A 20,378-nucleotide genomic window follows, 5' to 3' on the forward strand; every position below is an offset into this window, starting at 1 on the left:
CTTTAAAACTCGATGCCCGACTGGGCTTTCACGCCGGCCTTGAAGTGGTGTTTTACCAGCGTCATTTCCGTCACCATATCGGCGGCATCGATCAAAGGCTGCTTGGCGTTGCGGCCGGTGACCATGACGTGAAGGTTGGGCCGACGGTTGACAAGTGTTTCCACAACCTCGTCCAGCGGCAGATAATCATAGCGAAGCGCGATGTTGAGTTCATCCAGCACCACCAGATTGATGGTTTCATCCGCCATCATGACTTTCGCTTCTTCCCAGGCTTTGGTCGCGGCTGCGACATCGCGTTTCAGATCCTGCGTGTCCCACGTGAAACCTTCGCCCATGGTGCGCCATTCCACGCGATCACCGAACATGGCCAGCGCCTGCTGCTCGCCGGTGGACCAAGCGCCCTTAATGAACTGCACAATGCCGACGCGCCCGCCGGTGCCGAGCATGCGCAGCGCCAGACCGAAGGCTGCTGTGGATTTGCCCTTGGCCGGACCGGTATTGACCATCAACAGGCCTTTTTCGACCGTCTTTTCCGAAACTTCGGCATCCTGCACGGCTTTGCGGTTGACCATCTTGGCGCGGTGACGCTCGGCTTCGCTTTCGCTGATATCGCGGTTCATGGCTTCTCATTCCTCTTGGGGCATGCGTGTCAAAGCGGCGACTATAGCCAAAACGGTTTCCACGGCAATGATGCCGCGGCATTGACACAAAAGCCATGCAAGGCATAAGGGTTAACCACTGACGGTCTTTTTCCGGCAACGGGAAAAGCTAAGAGGGAACACGGTTCCGTTCGCAATGCGGACCAATCCGTGGCTGCCCCCGCAACTGTATGCGGTGAGCCTGCGCCATAAGCCACTGGACATTCTGTTCGGGAAGGCGGTGTCGGGCGTCTCACGCCGCAAGCCAGGAGACCTGCCGTTTCAGGGAAATGCGTCTACCGGGCGGGGTGCTCCGGTTAGCCGGTCATATTGAGCGAAACGTGCTTTGGCGCGTGGCGTCGATATCCGCACCCCATATGATTTTGCAGGCGCGGAAAGTTGACACCTTGGATCTGACATCGACCCCACCAGATAAGACCGCGAAAGCAGACGGAGCCGCAGGTGTCGTCGTTTTCGTTTGCCGAAGCTGCCGCGATGAGGTTGACCCGAATGCCGAGCCTCGCCCGGGCGCTAACCTTGCGCAGGCAGCCGTTGAGCTAGGCCGTACCGAGGGCGTCGATGTGCGCAGCGTCAATTGCCTTGCCAATTGCAAGCGCGGCCTCAGCGCGGCCATGCGCAGTGCCGATGGCTGGTCCTATATGTTCGGCTCCCTGACCCAAGACGATGCAGGAGACCTTCTGGTCGGCGCGCGTCTTCTGGCTGGCGCGACAGATGGCCTGATGCCGTGGCGCGGACGGCCCGACAGTTTGAAACGCGGCCTTGTGGCCCGCATTCCCCCTTTGCATTTTACCGAGGAGACATCATGACCACTCTAGACCGCGTTCCCTGCACCATCATCACCGGCTTTCTGGGCGCTGGCAAAACCACCTTGCTGCGTGGTCTGCTGGAAAAACTGGATGGCAAGCGGCTGGCCATCATCGTCAATGAGTTCGGCGATGTCGGTATCGATGGCGAGATCCTCAAGGGTTGCGGCATTGAAAGCTGCCCGGAAGAAAACATCGTGGAACTGGCCAATGGCTGCATTTGCTGCACGGTGGCGGATGATTTCCAGCCGGCTATCGAGCAGATTCTGAGCCGCGAACCCCGCGTCGAGCATATTCTGATCGAAACATCGGGCCTTGCGCTGCCAAAGCCTCTGGTGCAGGCCTTCCAGTGGCCAGCCATCAAAAGCCGCGTGACGGTGGATGCTGTTGTGGCCGTTGCCGATGGTGCAGCCCTTGCCGATGGCATGGTTTCGCATGATCTGGAAGCGCTCGCCGCCCAGCGCCAGAATGACGAGGCACTTGACCATGACGACCCGGTCGAAGAAGTGTTCGAAGACCAGATTGCCTGCGCCGATCTTATCGTGCTGACCAAGGGTGATCTGTTGGATGCCGAGGGTCTGGAGCGCGCAAAGGCGCATATCAATGCTCATCTGCCAAAATCTGCCAAGATCATCGTTGCATCCAATGGCGTGATCGACCCGGCTGTGCTGATCGGTCTGGGTCTGGCCGTTGAAGAGGATATCGACAACCGCCACACACACCATGATGATGAGGAAGACCACGACCATGACGAGTTCGACAGCTTTGTTGTGGAACTGGATGCCGTGACGGATGCGGATGCGCTGGCGGCACGAATCGCCGAAACGGCAGCGTCCGAAAACGTGCTGCGCATCAAGGGTTTTGTCGAGGTTTCAGCAAAGCCCATGCGTTTGCAGGTGCAGGCGGTTGGTTCGCGGGTCAACCACTATTTCGACCGCCCCTGGGGTGCGGGCGAAGAGCGCCGCAGCCGTTTGGTCGTGATCGGTGAGAAGGGTCTTGACCGCGCAAAGATCGAGCGGATGCTGGCAGCCTGATCCATGCACATCCTTGCCACCACATCCTCGTCTCTGGACGACCTGATCGAGCCGGTTGATCTCAACCAGCCACGGGCGGATGTGGTGGTGCTGTCCTTTTCAGCGAGCGACCTTGCGGGGCTGGAGCGCGGATGGGCTGTTCATGGCGATAGCGCGTTGTCGATGGTGAGCGCCAACCTGTCCGAGCTTCGCCACCCCATGTCGGTCGATCTGTGGATGGAAAAGACCGCAGAGCACGCCAAGCTGATCCTTATCCGGATTCTCGGCGGCGCAGATCGTTGGCGTTACGGGGTGGACCAGCTTTCCAGAATGGCACGGCAACGCGGCATCAAGCTTGTGCTTCTACCCGGCGAATGCAGCGAGCGGGATGAGAAGCTGGAGGCCGCTTCTACGGTCGATCTTGAGACGCTGAATGCGATCCTCGCCTTTTTCCGCGCAGGCGGCGCTGACAACATGGCGCGTGTTGCGGCGGGGCTTTCTGCCTTTGCGCGGGGAGATGCCTGGCCTGATATGGTGGCGGAACCGCTGCCCAAATCCGGTTTTTATCGCCCGGGCGAAGGCCTTGTGGCGCTTGAAGAGGCGCTTTCTGGTTTTCCGGACAATGCCCCTCTGCTGCCCATCCTGTTTTATCGTTCCATGCTGCTGGCGGCAGATGTCGCGCCGATCGATGCCTTGTTTGAGGCGTTGCGCGAACGCGGCTTTGCGCCGCTGCCCATCTTCGTCAGCGGGCTGAAGGACCATGACGCCATTCATTTTCTGGAAGAAACGCTTCGGGATTTGAAGCCTGACGCCATCATCGCAGCCACCGCCTTTGCCAGCCAGACGGATGAGAGTGGCACAGCCTTGTTTGCGCGACTGGGGGTTGCGGCGTTTCAGGTCATCATGGCCACGACGCGGCGCGATGGCTGGGTGGATAATCTGCGGGGGCTCAACCCATCAGACCTTGCCATGCATGTGGTGCTGCCGGAACTGGATGGGCGCATGCTGGCCGGGGTCATCTCGTTCAAGCAACCTGACCCCAATGGCGGGCAAGGCCTTGTCAACACGCCGGAGCCTGACCGTATCGAGCAGGTCGCCAACCGTATCTCGGCCTTTCTGCGGCTGAAACATGCAGCCGCCTCGCAGCGGCGTATAGTCATTTTGATGCCGGATTATCCCGGCGCAGCACCGGGGCGCACCGGCTATGCCGTGGGTCTTGATGTGCCGCAGAGCGTGCTGGAAATGCTGCGAGATTTGCGGGATGCAGGATATTCTGTGGATGATATTCCGCACACCACCCGAGAATTGCTGGACCGTATCGAAACTGGCGCCGCATCGTTTGGAGCCGATCACTACGGCGCGTTTCGCGCATCCATGCCATCAGCTGCCAGCCAGGCGCTTGATGACACTTGGGGTGATGTTGCCGAGGATGCTGCTTTCCACGCAGGAGAGTTCCGGTTTCGGGCCGCACAGTTTGGAGCCGTGACGGTGGCGCTTGCGCCGGATCGTGGCCGCAATGAAGACCGGCGTGTGGATTATCACGACCCGACCTTGCCGCCACGCCACGCGCTTGTGGCCTTTGGCGCGTGGATGCAGAAGGGTCTTGATGCCCATGCCATCATCCATGTCGGTGCGCACGGCACGCTGGAATGGTTGCCGGGAAAGACGGTTGCACTATCGCAGGCGTGCTTCCCTGAAATCGTCACCGGGCCGTTGCCGGTCATCTATCCCTTTATCGTTTCCAATCCGGGGGAAGCAGCGGTGGCCAAGCGGCGCATTGCAGCGGTTACCATCGGTCATATCCCACCTGTTCTGATCGAGGCGGGGTTATCGCCCGATCAGATGGCGCTGGAACAGCTTGTCGATGAATATGCGCAGGCCGACGGGCTGGACCGCCGCCGCCGTGACCGGCTGGCCAAGCTCATCGTCGAGAAGGCGCAGGAGACCGGGCTGGCGGCAGATGCGGGCATCGATATGGGCGATGATGCCGATACGGCGCTGTCCCGAATCGATGCCTTTCTATGCGATCTCAAGGATTTCGCCATCAAGGATGGTCAGCATGTGTTTGGCCGATGCGCGGATGATGAGCCGGATTCCTTGAGACGTCAGAGTGCTGTTGCGGAAAAGGCAGCGCTTCTATCGGCACTGGATGGACGCCATATTGCGCCGGGGCCATCGGGTGCGCCTGCACGCGGGCGGCTGGATGTGTTGCCCACGGGGCGAAATCTCTATGCTGCCGACCCACGTACCATGCCGACCCGGACCGCGTTCGAGCTTGGCCGTATGGCGGGTGAGGAAGTTCTGCGCCATCACCTGCAAAGCCATGGCGACTGGCCGAAACATATCGTCTTCGATCTCTGGGGCTCGGCCTCGCTGCGCAATGGTGGCGAGGATGTGGGGCAGGCGCTGCATTTGATGGGTGCCAGACCCATCCACGATATGGCAACGGGGCGTGTGACCGGCATCGAAGTGCTGCCGCCGGCCGTGCTGGGGCGGCCCCGTGTGGATGTGACATTCCGCATTTCCGGCCTGTTCCGGGATATGTTCCCGGCCTTGATTGCGCTGCTGGACGCTGCGGCCAAGGCGATTGCCCGCCGCGAGGAAGCGTCTGGCGACAACCCGCTGGGCGAAGAAGCCGCACAGCTCGGCCATATACCCGCACGGATTTTTGGCTCTGCACCCGGCACCTATGGCGCGGGCATAGAGGAAAAGCTCTCAAGTGGTCGCTGGGATGAGCGTGAAGACTTGGGCCAAGCCTATCTCGATGCGGCAAGCCATGCCTATGGCGGTGCCGATGGTCTCAGCGTTTCTGCCGATGGCACTTTTGCCGGCCAAGTGGAAAAAGCCGAATTGCTGGTTCATACCGGTGATGATCCCGGGCGGGATATTCTGGATGGGTCTTCCGATGTGGCCTTTATCGGCGGGTTTGCGGCAGCCAAGGCTACACTCGGCCAATCGGCAGATGTGGTGGCGCTGGATACGACCGATCCGGCCCGGCCCCGCGCCCGCTCCATTGCGCAGGCGATCACCCGTGTGGTGCGCGCCCGTGCCATCAATCCACGTTTCATCGCCGGGCAGATGCGCCACGGACCACGCGGTGCGTCGGAATTTGCCGAGACGGTGGATCGTCTGATCGGATTTGCCGAAACGACCCATGCGGTGCCATCATCCCTGATCGATGCGCTTTATGATGCTTATTTCGGCAATGACGAGGTGCGGGAGTTTATTCTGCGGGAAAACCCACAGGCAGCAGAAGCCATGGCGCGGCGTTTCCTGTCTGCCCGCCATCGCAGCCTCTGGCACAGCCGCCGCAATGCGGTGGATGCGGAGCTGGAAATGCTGATTTCACCTGACACGCTAAAGGCCAGCGCATGAGCGACGCGCAGCTTGATAGTGTCCAACCCTTTTCGCGCAGGGGCGTCTGCCCTGCTTTATCTGCACCCATGCAGACCGGTGACGGGCTTTTATCTCGCGTAGCATTGACCGACGCGATTTCGCCACGGGATCTGGAAACGCTGTGTGCCCTTGCAACGCGACACGGCAATGGTCTGCTGGATATTACCGCACGCGGCGGCGTGCAGTTTCGCGGTTTGACGGCTGAGAGTGCCGCTTTGCTGGAGCGCGATGTTTCAGAGCTTGGCTTGCCTGTGCGGCAGGGTCTTGCCGTGGAGATATCGCCTGTTGCAGGGCTGGACGAAACAGCCATTTCTGATCCGCGTGGCATCATGGACCGGATATGTCAGCATGCCAACGCACAAGACTTGCACGAGCGGTTGGCGGCTAAAATGTCCGTGATTGTTGATGGCGGCGGGCATGTCTTCATGGGTGGCCTGTTGGCCGACATCCGTTTGAAGGCTGTCAGCGCTGGACGCGATGTGTTCTGGCTGTTGATGCTGGGCGGCACGCAAGACAAGGCGTTGCGGGCTGGTGCTTTGGACGCGAAGGATGCAGCCGATGTTGTGATCGACCTCCTCTCCTGCCTTGCGGAGCGGGGGCCGGACGCACGCGGGCGCGATCTGGACATTCAAACGGTGCAGGCGATCTGTGCAGGTCGGTTGCTCGAGGATAGCGGCTTTCCTGACGCTTTCGAGGCGTTGGACAACCAGCACTATGGCATGTTGCGTCTGTCAGAAGGCGTGTTTGCGGTGTCTGTTGCGCCAGCCTTCGGGCAGATTTCGGCTCTTGCTTTGGCAAATCTATGCGCCCAGGCCATGATGCTGGGGATCAGGACGGTTCGGCCCGGACCGGCGCACGCGCTGTTTTTTGTGGGTGATGAAGCGGCATGTTCTGATCTTCTCGACCATGCACGTCAGGCGGGCTTCGTGACGGATGCGAAAGACCCGCGTTCTTCCATCGCTGTCTGCTCGGGAAAGCCAGCATGCGCCTCGGCCTATATCGCCACCCATGAGCTTGGCACTCATGCGGCGCGTCACATGTCCGGCCTGCTGGATGGGTCCCTGTCGCTGCATCTGTCCGGTTGCGGCAAGGGCTGCGCGCATCCGGCATCTGCGCCGCTCACCTTTTCAGGCTCTGCCGACGGGCTTGCCTTTCGCTATAGTGGGCGAGCCGGAGACCCTGCGGATGTGATTTTGCCCTTTCCTGAGCAGCGTGCAGCACTTTCGCGGCTTGCCGGATTATACGAAAAAGAACATAAGCCCGGAGAAAATGCCCGCGCCCTGCTTGCCCGACTTGGCAAGGACCGCATTGTCGCGGCGCTCCGACAGGAAGATCGATGATAGAATACGACTATATCCGCGATGGTAACGCGATCTATGAACGCTCTTTTGCGATGGTGCGCGAAGAGGCGGACTTGTCTGCGTTCACACCGGATCAGGCTGAAATTGCCATCCGCATGATCCACGCCTGCGGGCTGGTGGAATCGGCACAGCATTTTCGGTTCTCCCCCGATTTCGTCGATGCGGCACGCGGCGCCCTTATCGCTGGAAAGCCTGTTTTGTGTGACGCCGAAATGGTGGCGCATGGCGTGACCCGTGCACGTTTGCCAGCCAACAATGAGGTCATCTGCACCTTGCGCGATCCACGCACGCCGGGATTGGCAAAGACCATCGGCAATACCCGCTCAGCGGCTGCCATCGACCTGTGGGGCGACAAGCTGGAGGGTGCCGTGGTTGCCATCGGCAATGCGCCAACCGCGCTGTTTTATCTGCTGGAATTGCTGGAACGCGGCGCGCCTCGCCCTGCTGCGATTATCGGCATGCCGGTTGGTTTCGTTGGCGCGATGGAATCCAAGGATGCGCTGGAGGAAAGCCCGCTTGGCATTCCCTATGCCATCGTCAAGGGACGTCTGGGCGGTTCCGCGATGACGGCAGCGGCGGTCAATGCCGTGGCGAGGCCTGGCCTATGAGTGCTGCGATGTTTGAGCCAGAGCCCGTCAAGACCTTGAAAGGCAAGCTGATTGGCGTAGGTACCGGGCCCGGAGATCCTGAGCTTTTGACGTTGAAGGCCGTGCGGGCCATCGAGACTGCCGATGTTCTGGCCTTTTTCTGCAAAAGGGGCAGCACGGGCAACGGGCGCGGTATTGTCGAGAACTTTATCCGTCCCGGCACTGTGGAAATGCCACTGGTCTATCCTGTCACCGTGGAAAGCGACAAGAACGGCGATGATTATCGCGGTGCCATTGCGGGGTTCTTCGATCAGTCCGCAAAGGACATCGCTGTTCATCTCGATGCCGGGCGCAGTGTTGCGGTGCTTTCGGAAGGTGATCCGCTGTTTTACGGCTCCTATATGCATCTGCATTTGCGGCTTGCACCGACCTATCCGGCGGAAGTGGTGGCCGGCATCACGGCCATGTCCGGCTGCTGGTCCATGGCTGGGCTGCCGCTGGTGCAGGGCGACGATATATTGAGTGTGCTGCCGGGCACCTTGGCTGAGGAAACGCTGACGGAGCGGCTGTCCGGCACGGATGGCGCTGTCATCATGAAGGTTGGTCGCAACCTGCCGAAAATTCGCCGGGCGCTGGAAAGAGCGGGCAAGCTGCAGGGCGCGCTTTATGTGGAGCGCGGCACGATGGCCAATGGTCATGCCATGCGGCTTGCCGAGCATGATGGCTCCCCTGCTCCCTATTTCTCGCTGGTTCTGGTGCCGGGCTGGAAAGACCGGCCTGTGCATGGAGATACGCCGTGAGCGGGCAGCTGACCGTTGTTGGCCTTGGCCCCGGCAATCTGGGCCAGATCACGCCAGAAGCGCTGGATGCGGTGCGTGAGGCGGATGATTTTTTCGGCTATATTCCCTATCTCGACCGCCTGTCCTTGCAGCCGCACCAGCGCCGCCATGCCTCTGATAACCGCGAGGAGTTGAGCCGTGCGCAAGCCGCGCTCACGCTGGCTGCTGCGGGCGGAAAGGTCTGTGTTGTCTCAGGCGGTGATCCCGGTGTCTTCGCCATGGCGGCTGCCGTCTGCGAGGCCATCGAAAACGGGCCTGCCGATTGGTTAGCCATCGATTTTCGCGTTGTGCCGGGTGTCACGGCCATGCTGGCGGTGGCGGCGAAGGCCGGTGCGCCATTGGGGCATGATTTCTGTGCCATTTCGCTATCGGATAATCTGAAACCATGGTCGCTGATCGAAAAGCGTCTGATAATGGCCGCTGAGGCCGGTTTCGTGATGGCTTTCTACAACCCGGTCAGCAAGGCGCGCCCGCACCAGCTGGCAACGGCGTTCGATGTGTTGCGGGCGCATTTGCCGGGGTCTGTGCCGGTCATTTTCGGGCGGGCTGCGGGGCGGGTTGATGAGCGCATGCGCGTTGTTCCGCTTGCCGATGCACGAAGCGACATGGCGGATATGGCAACCTGCATTATCGTCGGTTCGGTGGAAACACGCCTGATCGACAGACCGGGCGCAGAGCCGCTGGTCTATTCGCCGCGCTCATCCAAAAGGGAGAGCTGATGACGGATTGCGGCCAGCGCAGCGTTTATCGTGGGAACCGTCATTCCGGTCGGGCGCGGCGGGCGCGCTATCATCAGCACAGAAATGTCGAGCTTCCGCGCCGCTTCGATCTTGGCATAGGCAGCCGTGCCGCCGGAGTTCTTGGAGACGATGAAGCCGATGCGGTTTTCCCGCAGGAGTTGGACTTCGTCTTCCACCGCAAAAGGACCGCGCGCCGTGATGTAGAGGGCATGGGGCACCAGCAAGGGTGGCTCGACGGGATCGACACTGCGAATGAGGTATTGGTGCTGGGGCGCGGCTTCAAAGGGCAAGAGTTCCTGACGGCCAAGGGCCAGGAACGCGTGTTCGCTGTCTTGTCCCAGAGCTTGAACCGCTGCCTCGACATTGGCGACATCCTGCCAGTGATCGCCATCCTGTCTTTCCCAAGCAGGTCTTTCCAGAGCAATCAGCGGCACGTTTGCGATTTCAGCCGCTTTCGCGGCATTGGCGGATATGCGGGCCGCATAGGGATGAGTGGCATCGACAAGAAGATCAAAGCCGTTCTCGGTGATGAAGGTGGCAAGGCCATCGGCCCCACCAAAGCCGCCGCTGCGCATCGGCACCGGTTGTGGCACGGGATCGCGGGTGCGGCCCGCCATAGACAGCAACAACCGGTAGCCGGATTCGTCCGCCAGCTTGCCAGCCATGATGCGGGCATCCGCTGTGCCACCGAGAATGAGTATGGAGCGTGTCATGGTCTCTGAATATGCCGAAATGGATGGCGCATCCACTGAAAAGAAGGCGGCGCGCTGGCTTTCCATCGTCGGGATTGGCGAGGATGGTGTTGCCGGGCTGAGTGCCAATGCGCGGCTTGCCATTGAGGGCGCCGAATTCGTGTTCGGTGGCGTCAGACATCTGGCGCTGGCGGCAGAGGCTATCAAAGGTCAGGCGCGGCCATGGCCGGTGCCGTTTGATGTCGAGATGGCGGATATTGTGGCGCTGCGTGGCCGCAAGGTCTGCGTTCTCGCATCCGGCGATCCGTTCCTCTACGGCGTCGGCGTGACATTGCTCAAGCATGTGGCTGTGGAAGAAACCATCGCCTACCCTGCCCCATCAGCCTTTTCGCTGGCTGCATCGCGGCTTGGCTGGGCGTTGCAGACCACCGACTGCGTTTCGCTGCATGGCCACCCGATCGATCTGATCCGCCCGCATCTGCATGCGGGCGCAAAGCTGCTCGTGCTGACATCGGATGAAAAGACCCCTGCCCTTTTGGCCGCTCTTTTGGCGGAGGCCGGTTTCGGGCGCTCTAAGTTCATCCTGCTGGAAGTCTTGGGTGGACCGAGGGAGAGGAGCAGGCAGGCCACGGCGGCTGATTTTTCTTTTGCTGATATAGACTCGCTGAATCTCGTCGCCATCGAGGTGGTTGCCGATGAAAAGCCCCGAATTTTGCCGTTTGCGCAGGGGCTGGATGATGCGCTGTTTGAGCATGATGGGCAGATGACCAAGCGGGAAATCCGTGCGGTCACGCTATCATCGCTTGCTCCGCGTTTCGGGGAATTGTTGTGGGATATCGGCACGGGTTCTGGCTCCATCGGTATCGAATGGATGCTGGCGCATCCGTCCCTGCGGGCCATTGGCATCGAGCAACATGCGGAGCGGGCTGAGCGCGCCGAACGCAATGCGCAGGCCTTCGGTGTGCCGGGACTTGCGATCATCAGGGGCGCAGCGCCGGATGCATTGGCGGGCTTGCCGACGCCGGACGCGATTTTCATTGGCGGTGGCGGTAGCGAAGACGGTGTGCTGGAGGCGGCGGTATCAGCGCTGAGGCCCGGGGGGCGGCTGGTTGCCAATGCGGTGACGCTGGAAATGGACGCGGTTCTGCTGGCAGCGCAGGCGCGCCTCGGCGGTTCGCTGATCCGGCTTGAGGTGACACGCGCCTCGCCTGTCGGGTCCATGCAGGGCTGGCGTCCGTCTATGCCGGTCACGCAATGGGCGTGGGTCAAGCCGTGATTGTCGCGGGCGTCGGGTGTAGGCATGGTGTGACGGCAGATACGGTTATCGCCGCTTTGGAAGAGGCAGCGCGGACCCACCACGTCACCATCGATTTCATCGCAACGGCTCCGATGAAATCCGACGAGCCGGGTTTGCTGGAGGCCGCAACGCGGCTTGGCATGGCCTTTGTCGTGGTGGCGCAGGCGGATTTCGAAATGGCAGGTGCCAGAACGATAACGCAATCGGACGTGAGCCTTAAACATTCGGGCTCCCCCAGCCTCAGCGAAGCAGCGGCGCTTGCGGCACTGGGGCCGGGATCACGGTTGATGGCACCACGCATGGTGATTGGCGATATGACGGTGGCGCTTGCCATTTTAGGAGAGAACGAATGACGGTTCATTTTATCGGTGCCGGTCCGGGTGCCGCTGATCTTATCACGGTGCGCGGGCGCGATCTGATCGCCAAGTCCCCCGTTTGCCTCTATGCGGGATCGCTGGTTCCCAAGGCATTGCTGGAACATTGCCCTGAAGGTGCGCATATTGTCGATACGGCGGCACTTTCGCTTGATGAGATCGAGGCGGAATTCGTGAACGCTGCCCGTGATGGCAAGGATGTGGCGCGGCTGCATTCCGGCGATCTGTCCATCTGGAGCGCCATGGGCGAGCAAATCCGCCGACTGGAGCGTCTGGGCCTCGACTATACCGTAACACCCGGCGTCCCCTCCTTTGCCGCAGCTGCCGCGACCTTGCGGCGCGAATTGACGGTGCCGGAAGTGGTGCAGAGCCTTGTGCTGACGCGCGTGTCCGGTCGTGCGTCGAAGATGCCGGAAACGGAGACGTTGAAGGCATTCGGTGCAACGGGGGCGACGCTTGCCATTCATCTGGCCATTCACGCCATCGCCAAGGTGGTCGAGGATCTGACGCCGCTTTATGGTGCAGATTGCCCTGTCGCCATCATTGTCAGGGCATCGTGGCCGGAAGAGCGGGTTATTGCCGGTACGCTTGGTGATATCGAATCAAAGCTGGCGGAAGAGCCGGTGGAACGCACGGCGCTAATCTTCGTCGGCAAGGGCCTGGCGTCTGAAGATTTTCGTGAAAGCGCGCTTTACAGCACCGATTATGTGCGCCGCTTCCGCAACCCTCAAGGCAATGCGGATGGCTGATCTGACGGCGTGAAGGGCGCGCGTCCTTTCAGCGCTCCACTGCGGTCGAATACGAGGATTTCAAGCTCCGTCTCAGGTCGTTTCAGAGCGCCAGCCGCTGTTTTCCAGGCATTGCGGGCGACTGCCTGACCAAGGTCGATACCGACGGCCCCTGCCAGCGTGAAGGCGTGGGCCACCATATTGGCCTGCCGGATGGCCTCGGCCAATGCGTCGTCGCCACCGGCCTCAGTCGCAAGGTTGGCCAGTGCCTCAAGATCGGCAAGCCCGCGCTTGGAATGCACATCGAGCATGCCTTGCGCGAGCTTGGTCATCTTGGCGACGCCGCCCGCGATGGTGATTTTTTCCACCGGGTGGGTGCGCAGATATTTCAGCATGCCGCCAATGAAATCGCCCATGTCGATCAGGGCCGTATCGGGCAATCCATGCAGCGCCTGACCGGCTTTTTCCGAGGTGTCGCCGGTGGCGCCGAGAATATGCGGAAGTTTTTCGGCACGCGCCACATCGATACCGCGCCAGATGGAGTGGATCCATGCGGAGCAGGAAAAGGGGATGACGATGCCGGTGGTGCCGAGAATGGAGAGGCCGCCGACAATGCCGAGCCGTCCATTCAGCGTCTTTTCAGCCAGTGCCTCGCCATTTTCCACCGCAATCTCGACCTCGAAATCCGCATCGTTGCCTGCCACTTCGCGGATGGCTGCGGCAATCATTGTGCGTGGGACGGGGTTGATGGCGGGCTCGCCGATGGCGAGTGGCAGGCCGGGACGGGTGACTGTGCCGACGCCCCTGCCCGCCTTGAAGGTGATGCCGGTGCCTGACTGCCCGCGTCGCAGGGTGGTTTCGATAAGTGCGCCATGGGTCACGTCAGGGTCGTCGCCTGCATCCTTGATGACGCCAGCGCGGGCAAAGCCCTCGCCAATTGTTGAGCTTGCTATGGCAAAGCCGACCTGCTTGCCGCTTGGAAGTTCGATCTCGACAAGGTATGGAGCATCACCGGTCAGCAACGCGGTGCATGCGGCTTTTGCCGCCGCCGTGGCGCAGGCGCCGGTCGTCCAGCCGCGACGCAGGTTTTTTCCATCCGTTTCCATGCTGTTTCTATAGCGGTTACGGCTATGGCCGTCATCGGTAAACAACAGGCAGTGTGAATGTCGAGACCACTTATCGTGAAAAAGGGCAGGCCATGACGGCACGGGCGATCATTATCGGCGCGCCACGGTCCGGTTCGGGCAAGACGAGCGTCACCATCGGCCTTTTGCGCGCCTTTGCGCGGCGTGGTGTGAAGGTGCGGGGCATCAAGACCGGGCCTGACTATATCGATCCCGGTTTTCATGCCTTTGCGGCGGGCACGCCGGGTCTTAATCTCGACAGCTGGGCCATGCAGCCGGATTTGCTGCGGCATTTGTTTGCCCAGCAGGCTGAGGATGCGGAACTGGTGCTGATTGAAAGCGCGATGGGCCTGTTTGACGGCATCGTGGTGCCGGAAAACCGAACGGGCTCTGCCGCAGATCTTGCGCGTCTGTTTGGCATACCGGTTTTGCTGGTGCTGGACATCTCGGGCCAGTCCCAGACGGCGGCTGCGGTTGCCCACGGATTTGCCCATTATGATCCTGATGTCAAAATGTCTGCTGTTGTGCTCAACCGTGCTGGCAGCGAAAGACACCGGACGCTGTGTTCGCAAGCCATTGAAAAAATCGGTCTGCCGGTGGCGGGCTGCGTGATGCGGGATCCATCGCTGGTGTTGCCTGAGCGGCATCTGGGGCTGGTGCAGGCCAGCGAGCACCCTGAGATTGACGCGCATATCGAGCGGCTTGCCGATGCGATGGAGCAGGCGATTGATCTTGATGCGCTTTTCTTGCTGGCGCGACCCGTGGAGTTGCCGCAGGGCTCGGTGGACGCCGCAATCGTTCCGCCAGGTCAGCGCATCGCGCTGGCGCAGGATGCCGCCTTTACCTTTCTCTACCCGCATCTTCAGCGCCATTGGCGTGAGGCGGGTGCTGAGATCATCCCGTTTTCGCCCCTTGCGGACGAAGTGCCTGATGCCTCCTGCGATGTGTGCTGGTTGCCGGGTGGATATCCCGAGCTTCACGCGGGAACGCTCGCGGCGGCCACGAATTTCAAGGCGGGTCTCTCACGCTTTTCGCAGGAAAAGCCCGTCCATGGGGAATGCGGTGGCTATATGGTGCTGGGTGAGGGGCTGGAGGATGCCGATGGCGTGAGCCATGCCATGACCGGGCTTTTGTCCCATGCCACCAGCTTTGCCAAGCGCAAGATGAACCTTGGCTATCGGCAGGCGACCATTGCCGTCGATGGGCTGCTGGGGCGGGCAGGCGAGGTGTTGCGCGGCCATGAGTTTCATTATGCCCGTGTGACCGATGCCGGGCATGATGATGCCTTCGCGCAGATTGCCGACGGGCAGGGAAAGCCACTTGGGCCTTCCGGCGGCAGGCGTGGGCTGGTGACGGGCACGTTTTTTCACGCCATCGCCAAAGGTTAAGTTTTTCTCATCAATCGTGTGGTGGAGGAATGTCGCCGCCTCCCTATATTGTGGTGATGCGCTGCGTGCTGGCGCTTGATCCATTCAACAAGGATAGATTTTCATGACCGAGAAATCCCCCGAACATAACTTTCCTGCCGGTTACGAACCCGCTGACGTGTGGGAATGGGAAAAGGGTAATGGTGGTCAGTTCGCCAACATCAACCGCCCCATCGCCGGTCCGACCCATGACAAGGAATTGCCTGTCGGCAAGCATCCGCTGCAGCTCTATTCTCTTGCGACGCCCAATGGCCAGAAAGTCGGCATCATGCTGGAAGAGCTTCTGGCAGCGGGACATTCCGGTGCGGAATATGACGCGTGGCTGATCAAAATCGGTGAAGGCGATCAGTTCGGCTCGGATTTCGTCAAGGCCAACCCCAATTCGAAAATTCCGGCACTGGTGGACCATTCCACGCCAGAGCCGACGCGCGTTTTCGAAAGCGGCTCCATTTTGCTCTATCTGGCTGAAAAGTTCGGCGCGTTTCTGCCTGAGGATCACAAGGGACGCACGGAAGCGATCAACTGGCTGTTCTGGCAGATGGGGTCTGGCCCCTTTCTGGGTGGTGGTTTCGGCCATTTCTATGCCTATGCGCCAATCCACATCAAATATGCCGTCGACCGTTTTGCCATGGAAGTGAAGCGACAGCTTGACGTGCTGGACCGCCATCTGGCAGAAAACCGCTATCTCGCGGGTTCTGAGTATTCGATTGCTGATATTGCGGTTTGGCCGTGGTATGGCAATCTGGTGCGCGGGCAGTCCTATCCAAAGGCCGATGTGTTTCTGGATGTGAAAAGCTACAAGCACCTGACGCGCTGGGCAGACGAGATTGCGGAACGTCCGGCCGTCAAGCGGGGTCGTATGGTCAACAAGATGAATGGCGACCCTTCGGAACAATTGCACGAACGCCACGATGCGTCCGACTTCGATACGAAGACCCAGGACAAAATCGGCAAAGCATAAGGAAAAAACGATGGCAAAGCTGCCTGAAATGACGAAACACCGCGGCTTTCCATCCGGCATGCCGAGCACGGGCATTCAGTTCACCATACGCCGCGCAAACCCGCGCGGCGTGACGCCCATCAAGCATATTCCGCGCCGCGCCCGTAATGATTCGCCCGAACATAAGGTCGATGCGGCGTTCCTGCATGCGCTGTGGCACCAGTTCGGCAACGAACCCTTTGAACGCGGCAATCTGGATGCGGCACGGCTCAGCCTGTTGTTCGGGCGCGAAGTGCTGCCTGCGGACAAGAATTTCGATCCGCTGTCCTACGAGTCCATGCTCATTATCGACGAGCGCGTGGCACGGCAGAATTTCCCGGAATCCTTCGAGAATTACTTCCAGATCGACTGAAAAAATCTGCTGCGGCAAAGTGGAGCGGGCACGGAAAGTTTCTGTGCTTCGCTTTATTGAGGTGCTATAGAGCACCCAGTTCCACGACAACCGGCCTCAGCCATGATGAAGTATAAGAATTCCATTGTTGCTGTGTGCATTCTGGCCCTCGGTATGGGGACCATTGAGCACGCCTATGCCGAAGACACCGCAGCGCTGCAAAAGCTGGGCGCGGCGCTGTTCGTTGATCCCAACCTGTCCATGAACCGCACCATGTCCTGCTCCACCTGCCATATGGAAACGTTGGGCTTTACCGATGGGCGCGAGACCGACAAGGTCGGGCATGATGTTTCGCTGGGTGATGACGGTACGTCCTTGGGCGACCGCAATGTGCCAACGGCAGCCTATGCGAAATTCTCGCCACCCTTCGGCAAGAATGCCGCTGGCGAATATGTGGGCGGGCAGTTCTGGGATGGACGCGCATCCACGCTGGAAGACCAGGCCGGTGGCCCGCCATTGAACCCGATTGAAATGGGCATGCCGGATAAGGGCACACTCATAAAGCGGCTGAAGGAAAATCCTGACTATGTCGCCGCCTTCGGCACCCAGTTCGGTGGCGAAGTCTTCCAGAGCGATGATGCTGCCTTTGCGGCCATGGCCAAGGCACTGGCCGCCTTCGAGCGTTCCGATACCTTTTCTACGTTTGATTCCAAATATGACCGCTTTCTGCGCGGCGAGGAAAAGCTGACCGATCAGGAAGAGCTTGGCCGTGTGCTGATGTCCTCGACGCAATTTACCAATTGCAACACCTGCCACGAAATCCGGGGCAGCAACGGGCTGTCTGACGGGGTCTTCACCAACCACAAATATTTCAACATCGGCGTTCCCGCCAACAGGTCAGTGCGGGCGGCCAATGGCTCAAAGCCTGATGCGGTTGATCTTGGGCTGGCGCAGAATCCTGCTGTTGCGGGTGATCCGGCACAGCGCGGCAAGTTCAAGGTGCCAACGCTGCGCAATGTCGCGGTGACGGGCCCTTATATGCACAATGGGGTCTTCAAGGATTTGCGCACAGTTGTGCTGTTTTACGTGAAGTACAAGAGCAAGAAACCCAGCCGGCAGATCAACCCGGAAACGGGTGAGACATGGGACTTGCCTGAAGTGCCTGAGAATATTGCGATGGCGGAACTCACAGAGGCTCCGGCGCTTGATGACAAACGGGTGGACGCGATTGTCGCGTTTCTGAAAACGCTGACGGACAAGAGATATGAGCCTCTCTTGTCTAAAGATAATGCCGGGCAGGGCGCAACGCCCCCTGCCCATGCAGCATCATTTACGCCGACAGCGCCTTGAACTCTTCAAGAACGGCATCGCCCATTTCAGATGTCGTCACCTGACGGCTGCCGTCGGACACGATGTCTGCGGTGCGAATGCCCTTGTCCAGAACGTTGGCAATGGCCGTTTCCAGCTTCGTTGCTTCATCGACCATGTTGAAGGAATAACGCAGGCACATGGCGAATGATGCGATCATGGCAATGGGGTTGGCGATACCCTTGCCGGCAATGTCAGGAGCAGAGCCATGGACGGGCTCATACATGGCCTTGCGCTTGCCGGTCTTGGCATCTGGCGCGCCGAGCGACGCGGATGGCAGCATGCCGAGCGAGCCTGTGAGCATCGCCGCGACATCCGAGAGCATGTCGCCGAACAGGTTGTCGGTGACGATAACGTCGAACTGCTTTGGCTTGCGCACCAGCTGCATGCCGCCAGCGTCTGCCAGCATATGCTCCAGCTCCACATCCTTGAACTTGGCTGCGTGGGTTTCCGTCACGACCTGATTCCACAACACGCCTGATTTCATGACGTTGCGCTTTTCCATGGAGCAGACGCGGTTGCCACGGGTACGGGCCAACTCGAAAGCCACGCTGGCAATGCGCTCGATTTCGAATGTGTCGTAAATCTGGGTGTCGATACCGCGCTTCTGGCCATTGCCCAGATCGATGATCTGCTTGGGCTCACCGAAATAGACGCCGCCCGTCAATTCACGGACGATAAGGATGTCGAGGCCTTCGACCAGTTCCTGCTTCAGCGACGATGCTGCGGCGAGGGCAGGGTAGCAGATCGCTGGACGAAGATTGGCGAAAAGCTCCAGATCCTTGCGCAGGCGGAGGAGTCCCGCCTCAGGGCGCATCTCATAGGGCACGCCGTCCCATTTCGGGCCGCCGACCGCGCCGAACAGAATGGCGTCTGCAGCAAGCGCCTTTTCCATGTCTGCATCGGAAATGGCGACGCCATGCGCATCGTAAGCGCAACCGCCGACCAGGCCTTCCTGCGTCGTGAAGCCAGCTGCCTTCTCGGCATTCAGATAATCGATCAGCTTGCGGACTTCCGCCATGGCTTCGGGGCCGATACCGTCACCGGGCAGCAGGAAAAGCGTGCGCATAGTCATGAAAACCCTCCTTGGCCACGACGCAAAACCATGGGGCGGTTTCAAAACGGCGGGCGCATTCAAAAATCCTACGTCACACAAAATCATTGCGTGACGAGGCTTCTTAGCCTTGCAGATGGCCTATTTCAAGGAAGGTCCAATGTGATTTGGTACGGGTGCCAGATCAAATTGGGCGCGAAATCTCACGCCCAGGGACGGGCAGTCGCGTTGGACTTTTCAAAACCTTCGATGGCACCGGCATGTTCTAGTGTCAGGCCGATGTCATCAAGACCATTCAGCATGCAGTGGCGCTTGAACTCATCGAGTTCGAAGGTGATCGTGCCGCCATCCGGGCCGCTGATTTCCAGCTTCTCCAGATCGACAGTCACGACGGCGTTGGAGCCGCGCGAGGCGTCGTCCATCAGCTTTTCCAGATTTTCAGGGCTGACGACGATGGGCAGAATGCCGTTTTTGAAACAGTTGCTGTAGAAAATATCCGCAAAGCTGGTGGAGATGACGCAGCGAATGCCGAAATCCAGCAGCGCCCAGGGCGCATGTTCTCGCGACGAGCCGCAGCCGAAATTATCACCGGCAACGAGGATCTGCGCATTCTGGTAGGCAGGCTTGTTCAGAACGAAATCGGGATTGGGCGAGCCGTCTTCCAGATAGCGGGATTCGGCAAACAGGCCGGTGCCCAGGCCCGTGCGCTTGATCGTTTTCAGATAATCCTTCGGAATGATCATGTCCGTATCGATGTTGACGACCGGCATGGGGGCGGCAACACCCGTCAGCTTGGTAAACTTTTCCATCTCTCACTCCGAAAATAGGACGAATGGCCGAGCCAATCGTTATCGCTTTTGCTGCAATAACGCAAAACCGGTTCTATTTGAAGACCAAACCGTGCGAAGGCGGTACGCCGCTTGCGTTGATGAGGGGCGCTTTCAGCGCCAGACGAAGCCCAGCTTGCGCAACTGCGTTCCCGCGAAGTCTTCCATGCCCTCAGCCACGTCCCTGCCGCCATGGGAGCGGAAGAAGCGGTTGGCGACATCGCTGTCCTCAAGGCACCACACGACAACGCCATTGCAGCCAAGGGACTTCAGGAGGCGGCGTGCTTCGAGGAAAAGCGACGATCCAAGCCCCATGCCCTGATATTCCGGGCGCAGATAAAGCTCATAGACCTCGCCATCATAGGGCAGGCCACGCGCGCGGCTGAGGCCAAGCGTGGTATAGCCAGCGACGACGCCCGCAACTTCTATGACCAGCATCGTTGCGGAACCACGCGCAGCCCGGCGCCACCAGGCCTCGTTGCGTCTATCCACCATTTGCCGGAGGGCTTTATGGGGGATCAGTCCCTCATAGGCCTGCTGCCAGGATGATCTGTGCGCATTGGAAATGGCACGCGCATCGTCCGGCTCTGCTCGGCGAATCTCTATGGATAACGTTTTCATAACGCGATTCTGACCCCGCCACAGGAAACTTTCCAGCCATAAAGGTTAACGGCTTCAAGCTTACCCACAGCCTATTCATGTGGATGAGGCTTAAAAATTAACGCTATATTTACCACTGGCGCAAGTGTCGTCCGACT

At 59.9% G+C, this 20,378-nt stretch carries 20 protein-coding genes and 1 riboswitch; of the genes, 14 read left to right on the top strand and 6 right to left on the bottom strand.

Features of this window, described 5'->3' with window-relative positions; translation table 11 throughout:
* Window positions 1–2: 2 nt before the first annotated feature.
* Window positions 3–620, bottom strand: a complete 618-nt coding sequence (gene cobO / locus ACQZ51_RS15290; RefSeq protein ID WP_448778468.1) for a cob(I)yrinic acid a,c-diamide adenosyltransferase — start codon at window positions 618–620, stop codon at window positions 3–5.
* 105 nt (window positions 621–725) lie between these two features.
* Window positions 726–934, top strand: a riboswitch (cobalamin riboswitch).
* 111 nt (window positions 935–1,045) lie between these two features.
* Here cobO and ACQZ51_RS15295 point away from each other — a divergent pair.
* From ACQZ51_RS15295 to ACQZ51_RS15325, 7 genes are read left to right on the top strand one after another with little or no spacing between them, the layout of a single operon-like run.
* A complete protein-coding gene (locus ACQZ51_RS15295; protein WP_448778469.1) occupies window positions 1,046–1,465 on the top strand; it encodes a DUF1636 family protein in 420 nt (139 codons plus the stop codon).
* Entirely contained in the window at window positions 1,459–2,496 is a 1,038-nt protein-coding gene (gene cobW / locus ACQZ51_RS15300) for a cobalamin biosynthesis protein CobW (protein WP_448778771.1), read from the top strand. Before ACQZ51_RS15295 ends, cobW begins: the two co-directional genes overlap by 7 nt.
* A 3-nt stretch (window positions 2,497–2,499) precedes the next feature.
* Entirely contained in the window at window positions 2,500–5,850 is a 3,351-nt protein-coding gene (gene cobN / locus ACQZ51_RS15305) for a cobaltochelatase subunit CobN (RefSeq protein ID WP_448778470.1), read from the top strand.
* Complete coding sequence (gene cobG / locus ACQZ51_RS15310) at window positions 5,847–7,211, top strand: precorrin-3B synthase (RefSeq protein ID WP_448778471.1); 1,365 nt, start codon at window positions 5,847–5,849, stop codon at window positions 7,209–7,211. Before cobN ends, cobG begins: the two co-directional genes overlap by 4 nt.
* Window positions 7,208–7,840 carry a precorrin-8X methylmutase gene (locus tag ACQZ51_RS15315; RefSeq protein ID WP_448778472.1) on the top strand — a complete coding sequence of 211 codons (633 nt, stop codon included), beginning with the start codon at window positions 7,208–7,210 and terminating at the stop codon, window positions 7,838–7,840. Before cobG ends, ACQZ51_RS15315 begins: the two co-directional genes overlap by 4 nt.
* Window positions 7,837–8,619: a precorrin-2 C(20)-methyltransferase gene (locus ACQZ51_RS15320; protein ID WP_448778473.1), complete on the top strand. Its 783-nt coding sequence runs from the start codon at window positions 7,837–7,839 to the stop codon at window positions 8,617–8,619. The genes ACQZ51_RS15315 and ACQZ51_RS15320 overlap by 4 nt, the downstream gene beginning before the upstream one ends.
* Window positions 8,616–9,377 (top strand): precorrin-3B C(17)-methyltransferase, encoded by a 762-nt coding sequence (locus ACQZ51_RS15325; RefSeq protein WP_448778474.1) that lies wholly within the window; start codon window positions 8,616–8,618, stop codon window positions 9,375–9,377. The genes ACQZ51_RS15320 and ACQZ51_RS15325 overlap by 4 nt, the downstream gene beginning before the upstream one ends.
* On the opposite strand, the gene ACQZ51_RS15330 is transcribed toward ACQZ51_RS15325, so the two are convergent.
* The gene (locus ACQZ51_RS15330; RefSeq protein WP_448778475.1) at window positions 9,344–10,111 is read right to left on the bottom strand and encodes a cobalt-precorrin-6A reductase; all 768 of its coding nucleotides are present in this window, start codon (window positions 10,109–10,111) and stop codon (window positions 9,344–9,346) included. The two genes, ACQZ51_RS15325 and ACQZ51_RS15330, sit on opposite strands and share 34 nt — an antisense overlap.
* On the opposite strand from ACQZ51_RS15330, the gene cbiE reads away from it, so the two are divergent.
* The 3 genes from cbiE to cobM are packed head-to-tail and all read left to right on the top strand — an operon-like array spanning window position 10,110 to window position 12,510.
* Entirely contained in the window at window positions 10,110–11,366 is a 1,257-nt protein-coding gene (gene cbiE / locus ACQZ51_RS15335) for a precorrin-6y C5,15-methyltransferase (decarboxylating) subunit CbiE (protein ID WP_448778476.1), read from the top strand. The genes ACQZ51_RS15330 and cbiE overlap by 2 nt on opposite strands.
* Complete coding sequence (locus ACQZ51_RS15340) at window positions 11,345–11,740, top strand: cobalamin biosynthesis protein (RefSeq protein WP_448778478.1); 396 nt, start codon at window positions 11,345–11,347, stop codon at window positions 11,738–11,740. Before cbiE ends, ACQZ51_RS15340 begins: the two co-directional genes overlap by 22 nt.
* A complete protein-coding gene (cobM, locus tag ACQZ51_RS15345; protein ID WP_448778480.1) occupies window positions 11,737–12,510 on the top strand; it encodes a precorrin-4 C(11)-methyltransferase in 774 nt (257 codons plus the stop codon). The genes ACQZ51_RS15340 and cobM overlap by 4 nt, the downstream gene beginning before the upstream one ends.
* On the opposite strand, the gene ACQZ51_RS15350 is transcribed toward cobM, so the two are convergent.
* Window positions 12,489–13,595: a cobalt-precorrin-5B (C(1))-methyltransferase gene (locus ACQZ51_RS15350; RefSeq protein ID WP_448778482.1), complete on the bottom strand. Its 1,107-nt coding sequence runs from the start codon at window positions 13,593–13,595 to the stop codon at window positions 12,489–12,491. The genes cobM and ACQZ51_RS15350 overlap by 22 nt on opposite strands.
* Before the next feature lie 92 nt (window positions 13,596–13,687).
* Here ACQZ51_RS15350 and ACQZ51_RS15355 point away from each other — a divergent pair, with 92 nt between their 5' ends.
* From ACQZ51_RS15355 to ACQZ51_RS15370, 4 genes are all read left to right on the top strand, one after another.
* Window positions 13,688–15,001, top strand: a complete 1,314-nt coding sequence (locus ACQZ51_RS15355) for a cobyrinate a,c-diamide synthase (protein ID WP_448778773.1) — start codon at window positions 13,688–13,690, stop codon at window positions 14,999–15,001.
* A gap of 103 nt (window positions 15,002–15,104) precedes the next feature.
* Window positions 15,105–16,001 (top strand): glutathione-dependent disulfide-bond oxidoreductase, encoded by an 897-nt coding sequence (gene yghU / locus ACQZ51_RS15360; protein ID WP_448778484.1) that lies wholly within the window; start codon window positions 15,105–15,107, stop codon window positions 15,999–16,001.
* A 10-nt stretch (window positions 16,002–16,011) separates the two neighbouring features.
* The gene (locus ACQZ51_RS15365) at window positions 16,012–16,392 is read left to right on the top strand and encodes a hypothetical protein (RefSeq protein ID WP_448778485.1); all 381 of its coding nucleotides are present in this window, start codon (window positions 16,012–16,014) and stop codon (window positions 16,390–16,392) included.
* Window positions 16,393–16,545: 153 nt separating this feature from the next.
* Complete coding sequence (locus tag ACQZ51_RS15370; protein ID WP_448778775.1) at window positions 16,546–17,721, top strand: cytochrome-c peroxidase; 1,176 nt, start codon at window positions 16,546–16,548, stop codon at window positions 17,719–17,721.
* Here the strand turns inward: ACQZ51_RS15370 and leuB are convergent.
* The 3 genes from leuB to ACQZ51_RS15385 form a co-directional block, all read right to left on the bottom strand.
* The gene (leuB, locus tag ACQZ51_RS15375) at window positions 17,702–18,814 is read right to left on the bottom strand and encodes a 3-isopropylmalate dehydrogenase (RefSeq protein WP_448778487.1); all 1,113 of its coding nucleotides are present in this window, start codon (window positions 18,812–18,814) and stop codon (window positions 17,702–17,704) included. The genes ACQZ51_RS15370 and leuB overlap by 20 nt on opposite strands.
* A gap of 182 nt (window positions 18,815–18,996) precedes the next feature.
* The gene (leuD, locus tag ACQZ51_RS15380; protein WP_243258122.1) at window positions 18,997–19,602 is read right to left on the bottom strand and encodes a 3-isopropylmalate dehydratase small subunit; all 606 of its coding nucleotides are present in this window, start codon (window positions 19,600–19,602) and stop codon (window positions 18,997–18,999) included.
* 132 nt (window positions 19,603–19,734) lie between these two features.
* Window positions 19,735–20,241, bottom strand: a complete 507-nt coding sequence (locus ACQZ51_RS15385; RefSeq protein WP_448778489.1) for an N-acetyltransferase family protein — start codon at window positions 20,239–20,241, stop codon at window positions 19,735–19,737.
* Window positions 20,242–20,378 lie beyond the last annotated feature (137 nt).

Source organism: Agrobacterium sp. CG674, from assembly GCF_053521645.1.

What these genes read in the sequence shown, in the direction of transcription:
- cobO (WP_448778468.1), bottom strand. Translation starts at nt 620, where the DNA reads ATGAACCGCGATATCAGCGAAAGCGAAGCCGAGCGTCACCGCGCCAAG.
- cobN (WP_448778470.1), top strand. Translation starts at nt 2,500, where the DNA reads ATGCACATCCTTGCCACCACATCCTCGTCTCTGGACGACCTGATCGAG.
- cobG (WP_448778471.1), top strand. Translation starts at nt 5,847, where the DNA reads ATGAGCGACGCGCAGCTTGATAGTGTCCAACCCTTTTCGCGCAGGGGC.
- ACQZ51_RS15315 (WP_448778472.1), top strand. Translation starts at nt 7,208, where the DNA reads ATGATAGAATACGACTATATCCGCGATGGTAACGCGATCTATGAACGC.
- ACQZ51_RS15320 (WP_448778473.1), top strand. Translation starts at nt 7,837, where the DNA reads ATGAGTGCTGCGATGTTTGAGCCAGAGCCCGTCAAGACCTTGAAAGGC.
- cbiE (WP_448778476.1), top strand. Translation starts at nt 10,110, where the DNA reads ATGGTCTCTGAATATGCCGAAATGGATGGCGCATCCACTGAAAAGAAG.
- ACQZ51_RS15330 (WP_448778475.1), bottom strand. Translation starts at nt 10,111, where the DNA reads ATGACACGCTCCATACTCATTCTCGGTGGCACAGCGGATGCCCGCATC.
- ACQZ51_RS15340 (WP_448778478.1), top strand. Translation starts at nt 11,345, where the DNA reads ATGGGCGTGGGTCAAGCCGTGATTGTCGCGGGCGTCGGGTGTAGGCAT.
- cobM (WP_448778480.1), top strand. Translation starts at nt 11,737, where the DNA reads ATGACGGTTCATTTTATCGGTGCCGGTCCGGGTGCCGCTGATCTTATC.
- ACQZ51_RS15350 (WP_448778482.1), bottom strand. Translation starts at nt 13,595, where the DNA reads ATGGAAACGGATGGAAAAAACCTGCGTCGCGGCTGGACGACCGGCGCC.
- ACQZ51_RS15355 (WP_448778773.1), top strand. Translation starts at nt 13,688, where the DNA reads ATGACGGCACGGGCGATCATTATCGGCGCGCCACGGTCCGGTTCGGGC.
- yghU (WP_448778484.1), top strand. Translation starts at nt 15,105, where the DNA reads ATGACCGAGAAATCCCCCGAACATAACTTTCCTGCCGGTTACGAACCC.
- ACQZ51_RS15365 (WP_448778485.1), top strand. Translation starts at nt 16,012, where the DNA reads ATGGCAAAGCTGCCTGAAATGACGAAACACCGCGGCTTTCCATCCGGC.
- ACQZ51_RS15370 (WP_448778775.1), top strand. Translation starts at nt 16,546, where the DNA reads ATGGGGACCATTGAGCACGCCTATGCCGAAGACACCGCAGCGCTGCAA.
- leuB (WP_448778487.1), bottom strand. Translation starts at nt 18,814, where the DNA reads ATGACTATGCGCACGCTTTTCCTGCTGCCCGGTGACGGTATCGGCCCC.
- leuD (WP_243258122.1), bottom strand. Translation starts at nt 19,602, where the DNA reads ATGGAAAAGTTTACCAAGCTGACGGGTGTTGCCGCCCCCATGCCGGTC.
- ACQZ51_RS15385 (WP_448778489.1), bottom strand. Translation starts at nt 20,241, where the DNA reads ATGAAAACGTTATCCATAGAGATTCGCCGAGCAGAGCCGGACGATGCG.